The sequence below is a fragment of the Myxococcus sp. CA033 genome (assembly GCF_013336625.1).
GTDB lineage: Bacteria > Myxococcota > Myxococcia > Myxococcales > Myxococcaceae > Myxococcus > Myxococcus llanfairpwllgwyngyllgogerychwyrndrobwllllantysiliogogogochensis.
Genome location: NZ_JABUMU010000002.1, coordinates 836,216 through 851,964, shown reverse-complemented (window position 1 = coordinate 851,964; position 15,749 = coordinate 836,216). Strand labels below are relative to the sequence as shown.

Genomic DNA, 15,749 nt, shown 5'->3' with positions numbered 1-15,749 from the left:
CGGCGAGGCGTCCGGTCAGTCCCATCCCCGGAGCTGCACGCGCACCCTTCGCATGAGCAGGTCCCATTCCTGGCGCTTCAGGGTCGTCAGGACGCGCCCGCCGATGACGGTGAGGCCGGTGAGCGTCATCACCAGGAAGCCGATGCGGTGGTCCCTCAGGCCCGCGTCGAGCAGGTTGGCCACCACGTCCAGCGTGAGGAACAGCGTGCCCAGCGCGAGGTACGCGCGAATCTGCAACGCCATCCCCACCGCGACGCCCAGCAGGCAGACGCCGCCGAAGATGAGCGCATACGTGCCGTCCGGTGACTCGCCCACCCGCATCGCCAGCTTCGCCGCCGCGGGCACGTACAGCAGCAGGCCCCCCAGAATCCGCACCGTGTTGCGCGCCGCGTGCGGCAGGCTCCCCGTGAAGAGCTGTCCCAGCATCAGCAGCAACAAGCCCAGCGGCGCCAGATAGATTTCCAGCCCCTCCAGTCCGAAGGCCAGCGCGGCGATGAGCAGCGCCAGGTTGCACGCCGCCGCCGCGAAGGCGCCGAACATCCGGCTGCGCTCCACCGCCCCCAGCGCCGCGTACAGGAGCCCCGAGCCACCCGCGAGCAACGCCGCCTCCTGCGTCGCCTCGCCCGGCAGCACGAACGCCATTCCAATGGGCAATAGCGCCGCGAAGCGACGGGTCGCCGCCTCCACCGGGCGCACTCCCGCCCGTCGCGCCATCACCGTCACTCCGACGAGCGTGAAGCCCAGCGCCAGCGCGAAGAGGGCGTCATGCTCGGCCCGCAGGCCCGGCGCATACAGGCTGCGCACGAGCGCGTAGACGCCCACCACCGCGAGCTGCACGAAGTACACGTGCCGCCCGGTGTGCTCCACCCAGGCGCAGTGCAGCGCCACCAGCACCGCCAGCCCGATGGCCGCGATGGCCGTCGTCAGCGACTCCTGGGGCGCATTGCCGCTTACCGCCAGCGCGGCGAGCATCACCCCCGTCGCCACGAGCCACGCGTCCCGCCCCCACGTCATCCCCACCGCGACGTCCGCCCGGCGCGCTCGTGTCCACCGCTGCGCGGTCTGCAGGGCCACCACGGCCCCCGCGGACGCCAGGGCCAGCACCGCGCCGTGGACGATGAAGAGGTCCCCATAGCGCAGCCAGGGGCCGCTGAGGCTCGCGCGAATCGTGAACCCGGCCATGAACGAAGCCAGCACCGCGCTGCCCGCCACCCAGGTGCCGGCTGATGCCACGAGCGATGCGAACGCGCCCTTCCATCGGAACGCCGCCACCAGCAGGGAGGCCGCGATGAGCCACAGCGTCACCGGGAAGGCCGGCGACACCATCCACGAGCCACCCAGTCCGATGAACATCTCCCCGAGCAGGTTGAGCGCCGCGAGCGTCGACGACGTGGTGCCGTTCACCGCCAGCGCGTACACCGTCGCGGCGATGAGATAGACGGCCATCGCCTGCTGGATGCGGACGCGCGTCGCGCCCTCGGACAGGCCGCGCTTGTGCGCAATCCACGGGCCCACTGTCACCACCGCGAGTCCCACCAGCGCGAGCACGGGGCCCGGCCATACCTCGAAGATATCCACCCGGTGCGCCAACGCATGCACCAAGAGGAGGATGCTTGCGCCCAGCACACCGCGCCCCTGCGCTCGGGCTCCACCGACGAACAACACCACCCCCGTCGCGCAGACGAGGCCCGCCGCGGTGAGCCCGGGCTGGAAGAGCGCCGCGAGCCCCACCAGCCACACCGCCGTGACGGAGCGACGATGCAGCAGGTGTCGGAACTGCTCGGGAAGACCCCTGAGCGACGCCACGGCATAGACGAGCCCCGCGGCGGCGATGCCCGCGAAGGCTCGCTGCCACAGGAGGAATACGCTGTCGCCGGGCGCGAGCCACGCCGCTTCCGTGAGCCAGTGATAGCCCTCGGCGCCCACGCGCACCCACTCGCCATCGGGCGGCGCCAGCGCGACGAGCGAAGGCCCGAGCAGCGACTGTCTCGCGGCCCAGAGCGCGGCACCAGCCAGCCCCAGGTACAACCCCAGGTTCGCGAGCAACACCGCGCGGAACGAGGTCGCGAGCAGCAGCACCAGCACCGTCGCGCCGAGCACCAGCAGCGGAGGCGTGATTCCCAGCGCGTGTGACGCGGACGGCAGGCCGACCAGGACCGCGCCCTTCAAGAGCACGAGCGCCAGCGCCGCCACGCCCACGTGGGGCACCGCGTGGTACAGCGGGCCGTGCGAGGGTCGCTCCAGCCGCTTCGCCAGCCACGGGCCGAAGCGCCTCGTCGCCAGTGCGATGCCCCAGACCGCGATGCCGATGAGCGGAAGCCGCCGCGCCACGACATCCGGCGGCAAGGGATGGCCCGCGCGATTGATGATGGCCGTCAGCGCGATGAACCCGCCCATCGCCGCGAGTGTCACCACCGAGCCTCGCAACTCCCAGTCCTTGAAGCCGCGCGACACGAACGCCAGGAGCGCGGTCAGGATGAGCAGTCCGCCCGCGAGCAGGCACGTGCCGCGCTCGGCATCGGCGGGGAAGGGGAGCCACTGGACCAGGGTGACGGTCGCGATGATGGCCTGCACCAGCGCGGCCGTGGCGAAGCCATCCGTGTAGAGCGAAAGCCCGCGCGCGCCGAGCGGCAACCGGACGAGGGCGAACACCCCCCGACCCCAGAAGTCGCGAAGCGCGCCAGGAGCCGCCGCCGGGTCGACGACGGGAGGAGGCGGGCGCAGCGTCGCGAAGAGCGCGAAGCCGAACGCCACGGCCGCCGAGCCCAGCGCGGAACGCGCCGACGCGAAGTCGAAGACGGTGCCCAGCACCTGAGACACGACGAGCGCCACGCCCGTGGCCGCGATGATGCTCACGATGCGGGTGCCGTCACGGCGCGCTCTCAGCAACAACTCCAGCGAGACCAGCGCCGTGGGAAGCGCGATGAGCACCCCGCCCGGCAACGCGGCGACGGACATCAGCAGGTCCGGCGGCACGGGCGCGACGCCGATGGCGAGGAACACTCCCGCCGAGGCCATCACCAGCGACACGTCGTCCAGTGGCAACAGCGCATCATGGGGCGACGACGGCTGGGCCCACGCGTACTGCACGAGCCCCGCGACACCGTACAGCGCGCTCACGAGCGCGAAGACCGCGAGGCGACTCCAGTCACCCGAGAGCCACGAGGTTCCATCGACGAAGGCCAGTGCGCCGAACAGCGCGGCGGCTCCGCCCAGGTAGTGCAGCCCCCGCCAGCGCCAACCTCCCGCCAGGTGCGCGGCCACGGCGATGACCAGGCCCGTGAAGACTCGGGGCCACGGTGAGCTTTCGCCCTCGCCCTCCATCCAGGACACGAGCGGCAGCGACACCAGCGTGCTGACGATGCTCCACGTCAGCAGCCGGATGCTCAGCATCGAGGACTGGCTTCGTCGCGCCGAGAGCATCAGCGCCGCTGCAGCCGCCGCGCCTCCGAACACCCACCAGCCCGGCTCTCCTGGAGCCAGGGTCCGCGCGAGCAGCGCTCCCGCGAGGAGCGTGGCCATGACCCCGGGATGCACCAGGGCCCGACGCCGCGACTCCAGCAGGAAGAAGACCCCGGCGGCGAGTACCGGCGCGAGCGCCGACGCGCCATCGACCTGGAGGTCTTCACCGGTCCCCACGGAGAACGCGGTGATGGCTCCCGCGAGCGCGCCCGCGGCCAGCACCGCGTGCGCCACGGTCTCCAGCACCGCGCTCGCACGGGGCAGGGCCTCTCGCGCGAAGTGCGTGGTCGCCGCCACCGCGATGACCGTGGCGATGGCCTGTGCCCAGAGCGTCATCCCCGCGAACAGCGCGCCGCCCGGTTGCAGGTCATCGAACCCCGAGGGGCCGCTCGACACGGCGAACACCGCGAGCCAGAGCGCGCCATAGAGCGCCGCGCTCGCGCTGACGAGCAGCGTGTTCGCGGACGTCTCCTTTCGCGAACGCCACACCGTGGCCCCGAGCGCCACCACGCCCGCGGAGGCGCAGAGCACACGCAGCCACGGTGCCTCGTCGAGTCCCATCAGCGGCAGGCCCGCGAGCAGCGACGGGAACAGGGCCACCGCGAGCGCGGTCGCGGACGTGCCATGCAACAGCCTCCCCGCGGACCTCAACGGCACCATCCCCAGCGCGGCGACCCCGAGCGCGACGGGAAGGCCCAGAAGGGGCGACAGCGCCACCAGCGAGGACAGCGCGATGAACGCCACGGGGAGCAGCGCCAGTCCGATGCCCGACAGGACGCGGCCCACGGGCATCGAGCGCCGCGACAGGAACACGCCGAGCCCGATGAAGCCCGCGTGGTAACCCCACAACGCACCCGTCACCAGGAGCTGTCGAGGCACGCCACCCAGCGCCCGCCACGCCTCGCGGACGCCCATGAGCGAGCCGCCGAGCACCAGCACCGCGCCGAGGAACCACCAGATGAAATCGTTCAGCCGGGGCGTGTTCTCCGATTGCGCGTCGAGCGCGACGACGGCTTCCAGTCCGCCACCGAGCGCACCCGAGGCGTCCCGGGCGAAGAGGGACTGTCCGGAGCCCAGCGCCGAGCCGAGGTCGTCCTCGCTCGCGTCCCTGTCTCCTCGCGGCCCCCGCGCCGCCTGCGCTCGCTCCTCCTTCGCGGCCTCATCCAACGAGCGCGCGAGCGCCGCGCCCCAGCCGAAGAAGCTCCAGCCTCCCGCGCGTTGCGCCGATGCCGCGACGCCATCCGCCCAGGCCTCCACGCGCGCGGCGGAGTCCAGTGGTTGCGCCTCCGCCACGACGGTGTCGTGTCCGACGGCCTGCACGTCCACGGCGACAACGGCCGCGGAAGAGGGGGCATCGAAGGGCGTCGCCATCGCGTCGAGCGACTGCTCCAGTCGGAGCGCCGTCGACTCATCGAGGAGTGCGTCGCTACGCCAGTCCTGGATGCGTCGCCAGAGGGCCTTCTTGACGAGTGCATCGAAGTGCGGCTCGGTGACGGGCTGGAGGGTGGCTCCACACTCCGGACACTCGCCCCCCGATGCCTTGTCGCGGAACCGCGCGCAGACTGGGCAGATCATCCGCGCAGCATAGCCGCACTCCCACATCACCTGCCTTGAGTCAGCATCACCCCGTGCGTGGAGTGCCTCGGAGACACGCCTGTCGCCCCGACTCGGTGTCGCGAGCCGGGCCCCTCCACGCGCTTTCCCCGGGATACGAGACTTGTATCACTCGGCCGGGGCCCCTGTTTCTCAGTCCCTCATGTAATGGCAGGTGTATCCGCCTGGATTCTTCACGAGGTAGTCCTGGTGGTAGCTCTCGGCGGGCGTGAACTCGCCTGCTTGAACCACCTGGGTGACGACAGGGCGCTTCCATTTCCCGGAGGCGTTGACGCGGGTCTTCACTTCCTCGGCGACGCGGCGCTGCTCGTCGGACAGCACGAAGATGGCCGAGCGATACTGCGTGCCCACGTCGTTGCCCTGGCGGTTGAGCGTCGTCGGGTCGTGCATGCGGAAGAACCAGTCCTCCAGCAGCGTGGCGAAGCTCAACACCTTCGGGTCGAACACGACGCGCACCGACTCCGCGTGTCCCGTCCGTCCCGAGCTCACGTCTTGATACGTCGGCTTCTCCAGGCCGCCGCCCGTGTAGCCGACGTCTGTCTGGAGCACGCCCGGAATCTTGCGGAGCAGGTCCTCCATCCCCCAGAAACAACCTCCCGCCAGCAGCGCCGTCTCCGTCACCCCCGACGCGGCGAGCGCCTTGTTCAGGTCGACCTTCGCGGGCGTCGCGCTCACCGGCTTGCGGCCGAACAGCGTCAACCACTCGCCGTACCCTTGTTTCTCCAGGTCGTTCACCGGCACGAAGCGCAGGGACGCGGAGTTGATGCAGTAGCGCTGCCCCGTGGGCTGGGGACCGTCGTCGAACAGGTGGCCCAGGTGGGAATCCCCTGCCCTCGAGCGGACCTCGACGCGCGCCATGCCCAGGCTCGAGTCCCGCTTCTCCACCACGTGGGCCGCGTCAATCGGACGCGTGAAGCTGGGCCAGCCCGTGCCGGAGTCAAACTTGTCCTTCGAGGAGAACAACGGCTCGCCGGTGACGACGTCGACGTAGAGCCCCTCTTCGTGGTGGTTCCAGTACGCGTTGCGGAACGGTGGCTCGGTCGCCTCCTTCTGCGTCACTTCGTACGCAGTCGGGGAGAGGGTGCGTCGCAGCTCCGCGTCGGCGGGCTTCTCGTAGCGGCGGGAATCCCCCGCCGTGGAGCGCGTCCCTGCTTCGAGCGTGCCCGCGCCGCCAGTGGCCGCACCGCTCGCCTGGGTGCATGCCGCGAGCACCGCGAAGGCCATGGATAACAGCAGGCGCCCTGGCGCGCCCCAGGAAGGGGAACGGGAAGAGCGTGAGGTGACGATGACGGACGACATGGGCTGGAGCCTCTCCGGACACGCCCGCCGCGCGGGGGTTCTCCCTCCCTTACGCGCCAGCCCCGAAGTCGGTTTCAGCCCACGACACCCACGCCCCCGAATACCCCAGGCGAGCCGGCGGACGACCGAGCCCGCCGTGTCACGCCAGCACCCAGGGCACGAGCGGCGCGGTTCAGCCGCCCTTGTCCTCGCCCTCGTCGTCCAGCTCGCGGCTGAACTCCTCGTTCGACAGCAGCCCCTTGCGCGCCATGATGCGCATCAGCGCCCAGAACTTGCGCTCCAGCTCCTCCACGCGGTCTGGGTCCTCGCGGGCCTGCCCGAAGAGGTAGTCCAGGTCGTCGAGCACCCCGCCACCCGACGCGGGCTTGGGCTTCGCCGCGGCCTGCTCGCGCTTCTGCTTGCGCTGCTCCTCCCGCGTGCGGATCAACTCCGCGAGCGAGGTGCGCTGGGTCGTCTCACCGGGCGGCAGCTCCTCGCCGACGATGACCTCATCCTCGTCCTCGCCAGGCTCGCCAGGCGGCGGAGCCGATGCAGCGGGCTTCACCGCGGGCGCGGCGATGGGGCGCGCGCGTGCGGACGGCGCGGGCTTCGCGGCCGTGCCACTCGCCGGAGCCACGGGGACCTTGTGGTAGTAGCGCAGGATGGCGCCCCGCACGGCGGACAGCGCCGCCACGCGCACGCTCACCTTGAGTCCGGTGGTGAACTCGATCTCCTCCACCGCCGGTACGTTGAGTGGATCACTCATCGCGACGACGAGCTGCCGCCGCCCGCCCACGCTCTCCAGTGCGATGGGGAACAGGTCGTGCTGCTCGCAGAAGCGGGGGCGCAGCATGTGCACCGCCGCCCACTCCGGAGTCACCGCCGCCAGGTCCACCTGCGGCATCCCGAGCGCCTGACTCAGCGCGCTCGAAAGCGTCGCCTCGGTGATCGCTCCCTGGGCGATGAGTGTCGCCCCCAACCGCTGCCCTGACTTCCGGTGGGCCGCGAGCCCCGCCTCGAGCTGGGCGACGCTGATCGCCCGCTGCTCCAGCAGCAGCTCGCCAATGCGCTTCCTCGCCATGCGCCGGCATTAGCATGCGTTCCCTGGGCTCGGAAGCGCGCGCTGACACAACGCCCCCTTCTTGGGAAGCCCCCCAAAAGGCCCGTACTGCTGCCTGGAGTCCATGCTGGCAAGGGGTACTCCAGCGCAAAATTCCTGTGAGATTTCAGCACTTAACGCCAGGGCCCCTGCCTTGACACCCCAGACAGCCATTCCTAAAGTCGGCACCACCGTTTTCAACATCCATTCCTGCCGCCCATACATCTGGGGCGCACGCCCGGGGGGGCGACAGGTTCTGGAAGGTCCGGAGCGCCGGGCCAAGCCGCCGTGGAGGCAAGACGCGATGAACCTGGGGTTTTTGACGAATCTGGCCGTGCTCGCGAACGCTGGTGGTCCCGAGCGGGGCTTCTTCGAAGAGGTCGCCAGGCGCTGGGAGGCCGGTCAGTGGGGTATGTATCCCATCGCCGCTTGTCTCGTGGTGGCCCTGTCCATCATGGTCGAGCGCACGATCATTCTCTTCGGCAAGGCGTCCATCAACAAGGAAGCCTTCCTCCGTGGACTCAAGAAGCACATCTACGCGGGTGACCTGGACAAGGCCATCAACTACGTGGCGGGCCAGAAGTCGACGCCGCTGACGAGCGTCATCAAGGCCGGCCTGATGAACGTCCCCAAGGGCCAGGACGAAGTGCAGGCGGCGCTGGACGAGGCCACCCTGCGCGAGACGCCCCGCCTGGAGGCCCGCAGCGGCTACCTGGCGATGCTCGGCAACGCGGCCATGCTCGCCGGTCTGCTCGGCACCGTGTCGGGTCTCATCTCCTGCTTCGAGGCCGTGGCGAACGTGAACCCGGCCGACAAGGCGACCATTCTCGCCAACGGTATTTCCGAAGCCATGAACTGCACGGGCTTCGGGCTGGTGACGGCCATTCCGTGCCTCATCGCCTTCTCCGTGCTGATGGGCCGCACCCAGTCGCTGGTGAACGACATCAACGAGACCAGCGTCTCCGTGCTGAACCTCATCGTGGCGAACAAGGACAAGTTCAAGAACCTGAACGTCCCCGCCGCTCGGGACCACCACGACGACTGAGTCGGGCTCCCTGGAGGGAACCCGGAACCCGGGCGCGCTGTCCTGTCCCCCACATAGCGTGGGGACAACGGCGCGCCCCTTTCAGTCTCTTGCCGCGCTTCACCGCGCGGGGCCGTAGGAGGAGAACGCCATGGCCGGCGGAATGGACACAGGGCAAGGTGGTAAGGGTGGCAAGAAGCCGCTCGATACCGCCATCAACCTGACCGCATTCATCGACCTGATGGCAGTGACCATCAGCTTCCTCATCATGACGGCGGTCTGGACTCAGATTGGCCGACTTCAAGTTTCCCAGGCGGGAGGTCCCTCCACGGAGGAGGAGCAGCCGCCGACGGAGACCAAGACGGTTCAACTGACGCTGCTCATCACCCCGTCGGAGCTTCGGCTGTCGGCGGACCAGAGCACGTTCGACCCCATCCCCCTCACCAAGGACGGCAAGGGCAAGACGGACCTGTCCAAGCTGGTGGCGCGCTTCAAGGAGTTGAAGGCGCAGCTTCCGGACCAGACAGCCATCACCCTTCAGCCCGAAGACAAGGTCCGCTACGAGGACCTGGTCCGCATCATCGACGAGTGCATCGGCTCTGGGTTGCCCCAGGTGTCGGTGTCCGCGGCGATGGGCTAGCCGAGCACGGAGCCACTCTCAGTCATGGCCATCAAGGTTCCAGGCAAGCGGTTTGGCAAGCGCCTCCAGCACTCCAAGGTGTTCGGGCACGGCGTCCACGGGAAGCGCAACGGCTACGCCGACCTGCTCATCACCCCGCTGGTCGACATGTTCGTCATCATCGTGCTCTTCCTCATCGCGAACTTCTCCGCGACGGGTGAGGTGCTGATGATGACCAAGGACATCCAGCTTCCCGAGGCGGTCCACGTCCAGGAAGTGGAGATGCACCCGGTCGTCATGGTGTCCGGCGAGCAGGTGAGCGTGTCCGGCACCATCGTCGGTCGCGTGGAGGACTTCTCCAAGGACGAGTACCTCAACATCCCCGCGCTGGAAGAGAAGCTGCGGGACATGAAGAAGCAGTTCGAGGACCTGCACGCGATGGCGAACGACGACGCCAACACGTTCAAGGGCGACATCAACATCCAGGCGCACAAGGATGTGGAGTACGCCATCATCAAGCGGGTGATGTTCAGCTGCGCCACGGCCGGCTACAACAACATCAACTTCGCGGTGATGACCGTCGCCGGACCGGACGACGCCACCACCGCGGCCGTCACGCCCTGAGCGATTGCTGAATGGGCCTCGAAGCCCTGAACGCCCTGGCCCTTTCGGCCGGGGCGTTTTTGTTTTTTCCGGAGACCTCATCTCATGCAGCTTCGTGCCGTCTTCTTCGACCTTGATGGGACCTTGGTGGATTCGCTGGGGGACATCGCCGACGCGATGAACCACGCGCTGGCGCACCACGGCCTGCCCACGCATCCAGAGTCCGCCTATCGCCGCTTCGTCGGTGAGGGAGTCAGGGAGCTGGCGCGCAGGGCGGTGCCCGCGGGCCGCGAGGACCTGGCCGCGCCGGTGCTGGAGACGTATCGCGCGTACTACGACGAGCACCTCTTCGATAGGACGGCGTCCTACCCCGGCATCCCCGCGCTGCTGGCGACGCTCGCGGAAGAGGGCGTGGTGATGGGCGTGCTGAGCAACAAGTCGGACAGCTTCGTGAAGCGACTGGTGGAGCGGCTGTTGCCGGGTGTGGCCTTCGCGCGGGTGTACGGCGAGCGGCCGGGCGTGCCTCGCAAGCCGGACCCGACGGCGGTGCTGGGGATGGCGGCGGAGCTGGAGCTGGCCCCTGGCGTGTGCGGCTTCGTGGGCGACACGGCCGTGGACATGGACACGGCGCGCGCGGCGGGCATGTACGGCGTGGGCGTGACGTGGGGCTTCCGGGACGCGGAGGAGCTGCATGCGCATGGTGCGCGTGCGGTGGCCACGACGGCCCAGGAGCTGCTCACGGCGCTTCGCTCGGCGAGCGTCTGAGCGGGGCCGCGTGTCTCGGGCGGCGGGGACACGGCCAGCACGGGCGGGGTGTGCTCGCGAACAATGAGCGCAAGAATGAGCAAGACGACCCGGCCGTCGATGCCTAGGGTCCACTCGACTTCGGCGAGGCGCCGACGCTCTTCTTCCGCGAGCTCTCCTCATGACCTTTCCCCTGGGCGATGCGAACCCGGACTCGAAGCGGCGGTGTCTCCGCGCGTGGCAATGGACGCGCCAGGACCAGCCCGGGAGCGAGTACTGCGAGCTGCGTGAACTCGACGGTGGCTGGGAGCTGGCGGGCTCCGTGGTGGTCGCGGAGGAGGGGGCGCCCTTCCTCGCGGAGTACACCGTCGCGTGCGACTCACGATGGCTGACCCGGGAGGCGCGCATCCTGCTGCGCCGGGGCGGCACGTCACAGTCGCTCGTCCTCCGTGCGGACGAGCAGCGGCGGTGGTGGCGCGGCGACGAGGAGGTCCCCCAGTTTCGGGGCTGCACGGACGTGGACCTGGGCTTCACGCCCTCGACGAACACGTTGCCCATCCGTCGGCTGTCGTTGGAAGTGGGGCAGTCGAGCGACGTGACCGCCGCATGGGTGCGCATGCCGGACCTGGCGCTGTTGCCGCTGCCGCAGCGCTACACGCGGCTGTCGCCCACGCGCTTCCGGTACGAGAGCCGGGGCGGCAGCTTCGTCGCCGAGCTGGAGACGGATGAGCTGGGCCTGGTGACGCGCTACCCGCCCGCATGGGAGCGCGTCGCCGTCACGTCGCGCTGAGGCGCCTGGGTTCTAGCCCTGCGTCGACGGCTGGACGGAGGAGTGCGTCGGAATCGGTGCGTCCCGGGCCCGGAGCCGTGTGCACGGGCCGTGGCTTTCACCCCTCGCCCCCGGCCCTTACGATGGGGCCGTGAGGTGCATCACTTGAACACCCAGGGCCCTCCGCCCGGTGCGAATGTCCTGCTGAGTTTGTCGAAGTTCCGCCTCGGCCGGATGCTGCTGTGGATCGCCGCGGTGTGGCTCGGGCTGATGGCGCTCGTTCCGGGCCCCGGGCAGAAGGCGCTGGTGACAGCAGCCCTGTTTCCCGCAGTGCTCGCGGTCTCGGGGAGCTGGAATGCCTGGTGGGCGGAGCGTGAGTCCCCGCGTCCCGGGACGATGGCGTGGCTGTTGCCTCGGCTCATGCTGGGCGCGGTTCTCCTGGGAGGCGCGGCGCTCCTGCTGTGGTGGCGCAGGCGGCGGGACGTGAAGGTGCCACTGCCACCGGCTCCGTCGCCGGAGGACGTGGACCGGTGGGCCCTGGCGGAGCTGAACGCGGACACGTCGCCGCGGGAGCGTGTGGCGTGAGCGCGTCCGCGAAAACGAACACGGGCTCCCAGGCTCCGACGATGCAGTCCGCACCGTCGGGAGTGCCAGGCGCGGAAGAGGCCGCCGTGAATGCGGTGTCGATGGAGCGGAGTCCCTTAGGACAGCTCGACACGGCGCTTCCGTCCAGTGATTCGACGCTGGCGGTGAGCACCACGGCCGAGCCGCTGGACGCGGTGTCGACGTCGTCCGAGCCGGACCCAATGACCGAGGCCCCTCCCACGAACCAGCGCCGCGTCATGAAGGACGTGGCGCGCGCGGGATTGCGGATGCTCGTGGGCGTGGTGCCCGCGTTGCTGGGCTCGGGCCTGTGGGGCGCGGTGAAGGGCTTCTTCCTCTTCGGCGCCTTCGGGCTCGCCCTGGCGGGGACCTTCGTCCTGGCGCCGCGCTGGCTCGGCATGCCGCCGACACCTGGCTGGCTGGAAGCCCTCAGCCTGGGGCTCACGCCGTTCGCGCTGGCCCTGGCGGGTGGGTACGCCCTGATGCTCAACGGGGTCGGCTCGCGGCTCGCCCAGGAGGCACAGGAGCGCGGCTGGATGGGGTACGCCTACGCGGTGCTCAAGCCCGCCGCGCTCCATGTCGCCCGGCGTTTGCGAAGCACGGGGCCGCTCGGTCGCAAGGAGCTGATCCAAGCCATCGAGCACTCCGTGGCCGAGCAACTGCGCGAGCTTCCCGAGGAGCGCACCGGGCCGCCCTCCCGCACGGAGCGCCTGGAGCGCTTCCTCATGGAGCAGTCCTACCGTGTCCTGGGCGCCGTCGCCCTGCGCACGGTGCTCACCGCGCCCGACACCGCGACGGCGGTGCGAGGACTGGAGACGCTCGCCGTGGACCGGCTGGAGGGCGCGCTGGTGGAGACGCTGGAGGACGTGTTCTTCGTGCAGCAGGTGCTCGCGCTCATCGCGGGTGTGCTGGTCGCCGCGATACCCACGTTCATCCTGCTGTTCTCTCGCTGAGCGGAAGAAAAAAGCGCGGGCCGACCACCCCTGTGAGCCGCCCCGCGCCCCGCGAGCCTCGTCGCTAGACGATGGTCACGCGGTATTTCTCTTTGTCCTCCGCCCGGTTGTGCGCGGTGGCGGCGGAAATGATGTGGCACACCCAGCCCAGGCACCCTCCGGTGCCAATCCAGAAGCCCGGGGTGACGATGAGCCAGAAGACACCGCGCAGAATGTCGCCGTTGTAGATCTGCCCCACACCGGGGATCAGAAAGGACAGCAGGGCTGCGATTCCGGGTCGCGACATCGTCTAGGTACCTCCTCCTTGTTCTTCCCTACGCACCCCCGCCGAAGTGATTGCATCCGCCGGAGCTTCCGACCTATCGGCTCCTGGACGCTTGCCTGCCCTGCGCGACGGGGGGAAGGTGCAATACCGGGCCTGGCCCGCTACCATGCACTCCACTTTGTGAACCCGCCGGGTCGGCGGACGGGTCTACCGGGGGGACGGTCATCATCATCGGGCTGATTCGAGCCAGCGCACGCGCGCTTCGCGGACGGCATCTCTTGGAGATGCTTGTCCTGGCGGGCGTTTATCTCGCCGTCGCCCGGCTCGGCCTGTCCCTGTCCACCGTGGGAGGAAATGTCAGCCCTGTCTGGCCGCCCACGGGGGTGGCGCTGGCGGCGCTGATTCTGCGCGGTCCCCTGCTGTGGCCCGGCATCTTCATCGGCGCGTTCCTGGCGACCGCGTCCACGGGGGTGCCGCTGTCGGTGGCCCTGGGGGTGGCGGCGGGGAACACGCTGGCCACCGTGCTGGGGGCGGCGCTGACGCGGCGTCTGCGCATGGGCTCGGACCTGTCACGCATCCGTGACGTCGTCGTGCTCTGCGTGGGCGCGGGTGCGGTCTGTACCGGTGTGAGCTCGCTGGTGGGGCCGCTGTGCCTGCTGTTGGGTGGCGCGCTGCCGTGGGAGCTGTTGGGCCGCGCGGTCTGGGTGTGGTGGGTGGGGGACTTGATGGGCGTGCTCGTCGTGGCGCCGCCGCTCTTGTTGCTGAGCCGCCCCACCTGGCCGCACCGGCTGGGCGAGGCGGTGGCGCTGGCGGGGCTGACCACCGTGCTGGGCGCGAGCGTCTTCCTCTTCCGGAACGCGCAGCCCGGCTTCGCGCACGCGGCCAGCTTCCTGCTCTTCCCGATGTCGGCGATGGCGGCGTTGCGCTTCGGGCCTCGGGGCGCGGCGGCGGCGACCCTGGCCATCTCCACGGTCGCCATCTTCGGCACGGTGCGAGGGCAGGGGCCGTTCTCCTCGGGCAACGTGGCGCAGGACCTGCTCGTGCTCCAGCTCTTCGTCGTCGTCAACGCGGTGACGGGGCAGTTGCTGGCGGCGGCGAGCGAGGAGCGACGGCGCGCGGTGGAGAAGCTCCAACTGCTCGCCACCACCGTGAGGGGTGTGCACGAGGGGGTCTTCATCGCGGAGGTGGAGGGCCCCGGCAGGCTGCGGACCGTGTTCGCCAACGAGGCGCTGAGCCTGTTGCTGGGCCGGCCTCCGGAAGAGCTGGTGGAGCAGGACCCGTGCAAGATGTATGGGGAGCAGGACCCCCGGCTGTGCCAGCGCCTGAACGCGGCGTTGCTGGCGGGCGAGTCGCTCTGCGTGGAGGTGACGGTGCCGCGCAAGGATGGCCGCCTCGTCTCGACGGAGGTGCTGCTGTCGCCGGTGCGCGCCACGGGCGGAGACGTGTCGCACTTCGTGGCGACCCACCGGGACATCACCGCCACCAAGGAACTCCAGGCGCGACTGGTGGCGGCCGAGCGTGTCGCCGCGGTGGGGACGCTGGCGGCCGGAGTGGGGCACGAAATCAACAACCCGCTGGCCTACCTGGTGTTGAACCTGGAAGCCGCCACGCGCGCGCTGTCGGAAGGCGGGATGCTGGGGCAGCGGGACGCGCAGTCGAGCGTGCGCGGCGCGCTGGAGGGCGCCGAGCGCATCCGCCTCATCGTCCGCGACCTGCAGGTGTTCAGCCGTCAGGGAGACCAGGACCGGACGCTGGTGGACCTCAACGCGCTGGTGCCTCCGGCGGTGCGAATCATCAGCCATGCGCTACGCCACCGCGCGCGGCTGGTGGAGGAGTTCGGCCCGGTGCCGAAGGTGCTGGGCAGCGAGGCGCGGCTGGGGCAGGTGCTGCTCAACCTGCTCGTCAACGCGATGCAGGCGGTGCCCGAGGGCAATCCGACGCTGCACGAGGTACGCGTGCGCACCAGCACGGACGCATCGGGCCGGGCCCGCGTGGACGTGGTGGACACGGGCATGGGCATCTCCGCGCAGGTGATGGCGCGCATCTTCGAGCCCTTCTTCACCACCAAGCCCACTGGGGAAGGCACCGGGTTGGGCCTGGCCATCTGTCAGCAGATTGTCCGCACGCACGGCGGCGAGCTGGAGGTGCGCAGCGAGGAGGGCAAGGGCTCCGTCTTCACCGTGCTGCTGCCCGCGGCGCCGGTGCAGATGGAGGTGCCACCCCGGCCGGTGGCGCGTGGAAAGCCCGCGGTGCCCTCCACGGGCCGACGTGGGCGCGTGCTCGTGGTGGATGACGAGCCCCGGCTGGCGCAGTCGATGCGGCTGTTGCTCGAGCCGTACCACGACGTCGTGATGACGACGCGAGGCAGCGAGGCCCTGGCGCTGGTGTCGGCGGGGCATCGCTACGACGTCATCCTGTGTGACTTGCAGATGCCGGAGGTCGATGGCGCCACGCTCTACCGACGGCTGGGCGTGGTGGCGCCGGAGTTGACGCGGCGGATGGTGTTCATCTCCGGCGGGGCGTACACGGCGGAGACGCGGGACTTCATCGAGACGGTGCCGAACCTCGTGTTGGAGAAGCCCGTGCGGCCGGAGGTGCTGATGGCCTCGGTGGACGCGGCGCTGGATACGCTCGCCGCTCAAGACGAGGACGACGGGCCCGTAGTCGCCCGCGCGGGCGGCGCACGCCACTGAGGGCGGCGCCACCCGGCGGAAGC

12 protein-coding genes are annotated in these 15,749 nt (G+C 70.0%); 8 read left to right on the top strand and 4 right to left on the bottom strand.

The features are described 5' to 3' along the window. Window positions 1-15: 15 nt before the first annotated feature. The 3 genes from HUA78_RS09305 to HUA78_RS09295 all read right to left on the bottom strand — a co-directional run bounded on the left by HUA78_RS09305 (window position 16) and on the right by HUA78_RS09295 (window position 7,435). Window positions 16-5,037 (bottom strand): hypothetical protein, encoded by a 5,022-nt coding sequence (locus HUA78_RS09305; protein WP_174476092.1) that lies wholly within the window; start codon window positions 5,035-5,037, stop codon window positions 16-18. A 171-nt stretch (window positions 5,038-5,208) separates the two neighbouring features. Beyond that, a complete protein-coding gene (locus HUA78_RS09300; RefSeq protein WP_174464591.1) occupies window positions 5,209-6,300 on the bottom strand; it encodes a bifunctional methionine sulfoxide reductase B/A protein in 1,092 nt (363 codons plus the stop codon). Between the two features lie 247 nt (window positions 6,301-6,547). After that, window positions 6,548-7,435: a general secretion pathway protein GspE gene (locus tag HUA78_RS09295; RefSeq protein WP_174454006.1), complete on the bottom strand. Its 888-nt coding sequence runs from the start codon at window positions 7,433-7,435 to the stop codon at window positions 6,548-6,550. Window positions 7,436-7,757: 322 nt separating this feature from the next. On the opposite strand from HUA78_RS09295, the gene HUA78_RS09290 reads away from it, so the two are divergent. The 7 genes from HUA78_RS09290 (at window position 7,758) to HUA78_RS09260 (ending at window position 12,768) form a co-directional block, all read left to right on the top strand. After that, a complete protein-coding gene (locus HUA78_RS09290) occupies window positions 7,758-8,498 on the top strand; it encodes a MotA/TolQ/ExbB proton channel family protein (protein WP_141642173.1) in 741 nt (246 codons plus the stop codon). Between the two features lie 130 nt (window positions 8,499-8,628). Next, window positions 8,629-9,117, top strand: a complete 489-nt coding sequence (locus HUA78_RS09285; RefSeq protein ID WP_141642172.1) for a biopolymer transporter ExbD — start codon at window positions 8,629-8,631, stop codon at window positions 9,115-9,117. 24 nt (window positions 9,118-9,141) lie between these two features. Beyond that, a complete protein-coding gene (locus HUA78_RS09280) occupies window positions 9,142-9,720 on the top strand; it encodes a biopolymer transporter ExbD (protein ID WP_141642171.1) in 579 nt (192 codons plus the stop codon). A gap of 84 nt (window positions 9,721-9,804) precedes the next feature. Beyond that, window positions 9,805-10,464 carry an HAD family hydrolase gene (locus HUA78_RS09275; RefSeq protein ID WP_141642170.1) on the top strand — a complete coding sequence of 220 codons (660 nt, stop codon included), beginning with the start codon at window positions 9,805-9,807 and terminating at the stop codon, window positions 10,462-10,464. 160 nt (window positions 10,465-10,624) lie between these two features. Then, window positions 10,625-11,233, top strand: a complete 609-nt coding sequence (locus HUA78_RS09270; RefSeq protein WP_174464590.1) for a putative glycolipid-binding domain-containing protein — start codon at window positions 10,625-10,627, stop codon at window positions 11,231-11,233. Between the two features lie 144 nt (window positions 11,234-11,377). Beyond that, window positions 11,378-11,797 carry a hypothetical protein gene (locus HUA78_RS09265; RefSeq protein WP_174464589.1) on the top strand — a complete coding sequence of 140 codons (420 nt, stop codon included), beginning with the start codon at window positions 11,378-11,380 and terminating at the stop codon, window positions 11,795-11,797. Further along, complete coding sequence (locus HUA78_RS09260) at window positions 11,794-12,768, top strand: hypothetical protein (protein WP_371745531.1); 975 nt, start codon at window positions 11,794-11,796, stop codon at window positions 12,766-12,768. Before HUA78_RS09265 ends, HUA78_RS09260 begins: the two co-directional genes overlap by 4 nt. A 64-nt stretch (window positions 12,769-12,832) precedes the next feature. Here the strand turns inward: HUA78_RS09260 and HUA78_RS09255 are convergent, their stop codons facing one another. Next, window positions 12,833-13,054 carry a hypothetical protein gene (locus tag HUA78_RS09255; protein ID WP_141642167.1) on the bottom strand — a complete coding sequence of 74 codons (222 nt, stop codon included), beginning with the start codon at window positions 13,052-13,054 and terminating at the stop codon, window positions 12,833-12,835. A 263-nt stretch (window positions 13,055-13,317) separates the two neighbouring features. Between HUA78_RS09255 and HUA78_RS09250 the strand changes: the two genes are divergently transcribed. Then, a complete protein-coding gene (locus tag HUA78_RS09250) occupies window positions 13,318-15,726 on the top strand; it encodes an MASE1 domain-containing protein (protein ID WP_174476198.1) in 2,409 nt (802 codons plus the stop codon). Window positions 15,727-15,749: the final 23 nt, after the last annotated feature.

Coding starts and splice junctions, on each gene's coding strand:
- HUA78_RS09305 (WP_174476092.1), bottom strand. CDS start 5,037: ATGATCTGCCCAGTCTGCGCGCGGTTCCGCGACAAGGCATCGGGGGGC.
- HUA78_RS09300 (WP_174464591.1), bottom strand. CDS start 6,300: ATGGCCTTCGCGGTGCTCGCGGCATGCACCCAGGCGAGCGGTGCGGCC.
- HUA78_RS09295 (WP_174454006.1), bottom strand. CDS start 7,435: ATGGCGAGGAAGCGCATTGGCGAGCTGCTGCTGGAGCAGCGGGCGATC.
- HUA78_RS09290 (WP_141642173.1), top strand. CDS start 7,758: ATGAACCTGGGGTTTTTGACGAATCTGGCCGTGCTCGCGAACGCTGGT.
- HUA78_RS09285 (WP_141642172.1), top strand. CDS start 8,629: ATGGCCGGCGGAATGGACACAGGGCAAGGTGGTAAGGGTGGCAAGAAG.
- HUA78_RS09280 (WP_141642171.1), top strand. CDS start 9,142: ATGGCCATCAAGGTTCCAGGCAAGCGGTTTGGCAAGCGCCTCCAGCAC.
- HUA78_RS09275 (WP_141642170.1), top strand. CDS start 9,805: ATGCAGCTTCGTGCCGTCTTCTTCGACCTTGATGGGACCTTGGTGGAT.
- HUA78_RS09270 (WP_174464590.1), top strand. CDS start 10,625: ATGACCTTTCCCCTGGGCGATGCGAACCCGGACTCGAAGCGGCGGTGT.
- HUA78_RS09255 (WP_141642167.1), bottom strand. CDS start 13,054: ATGTCGCGACCCGGAATCGCAGCCCTGCTGTCCTTTCTGATCCCCGGT.
- HUA78_RS09250 (WP_174476198.1), top strand. CDS start 13,318: ATGCTTGTCCTGGCGGGCGTTTATCTCGCCGTCGCCCGGCTCGGCCTG.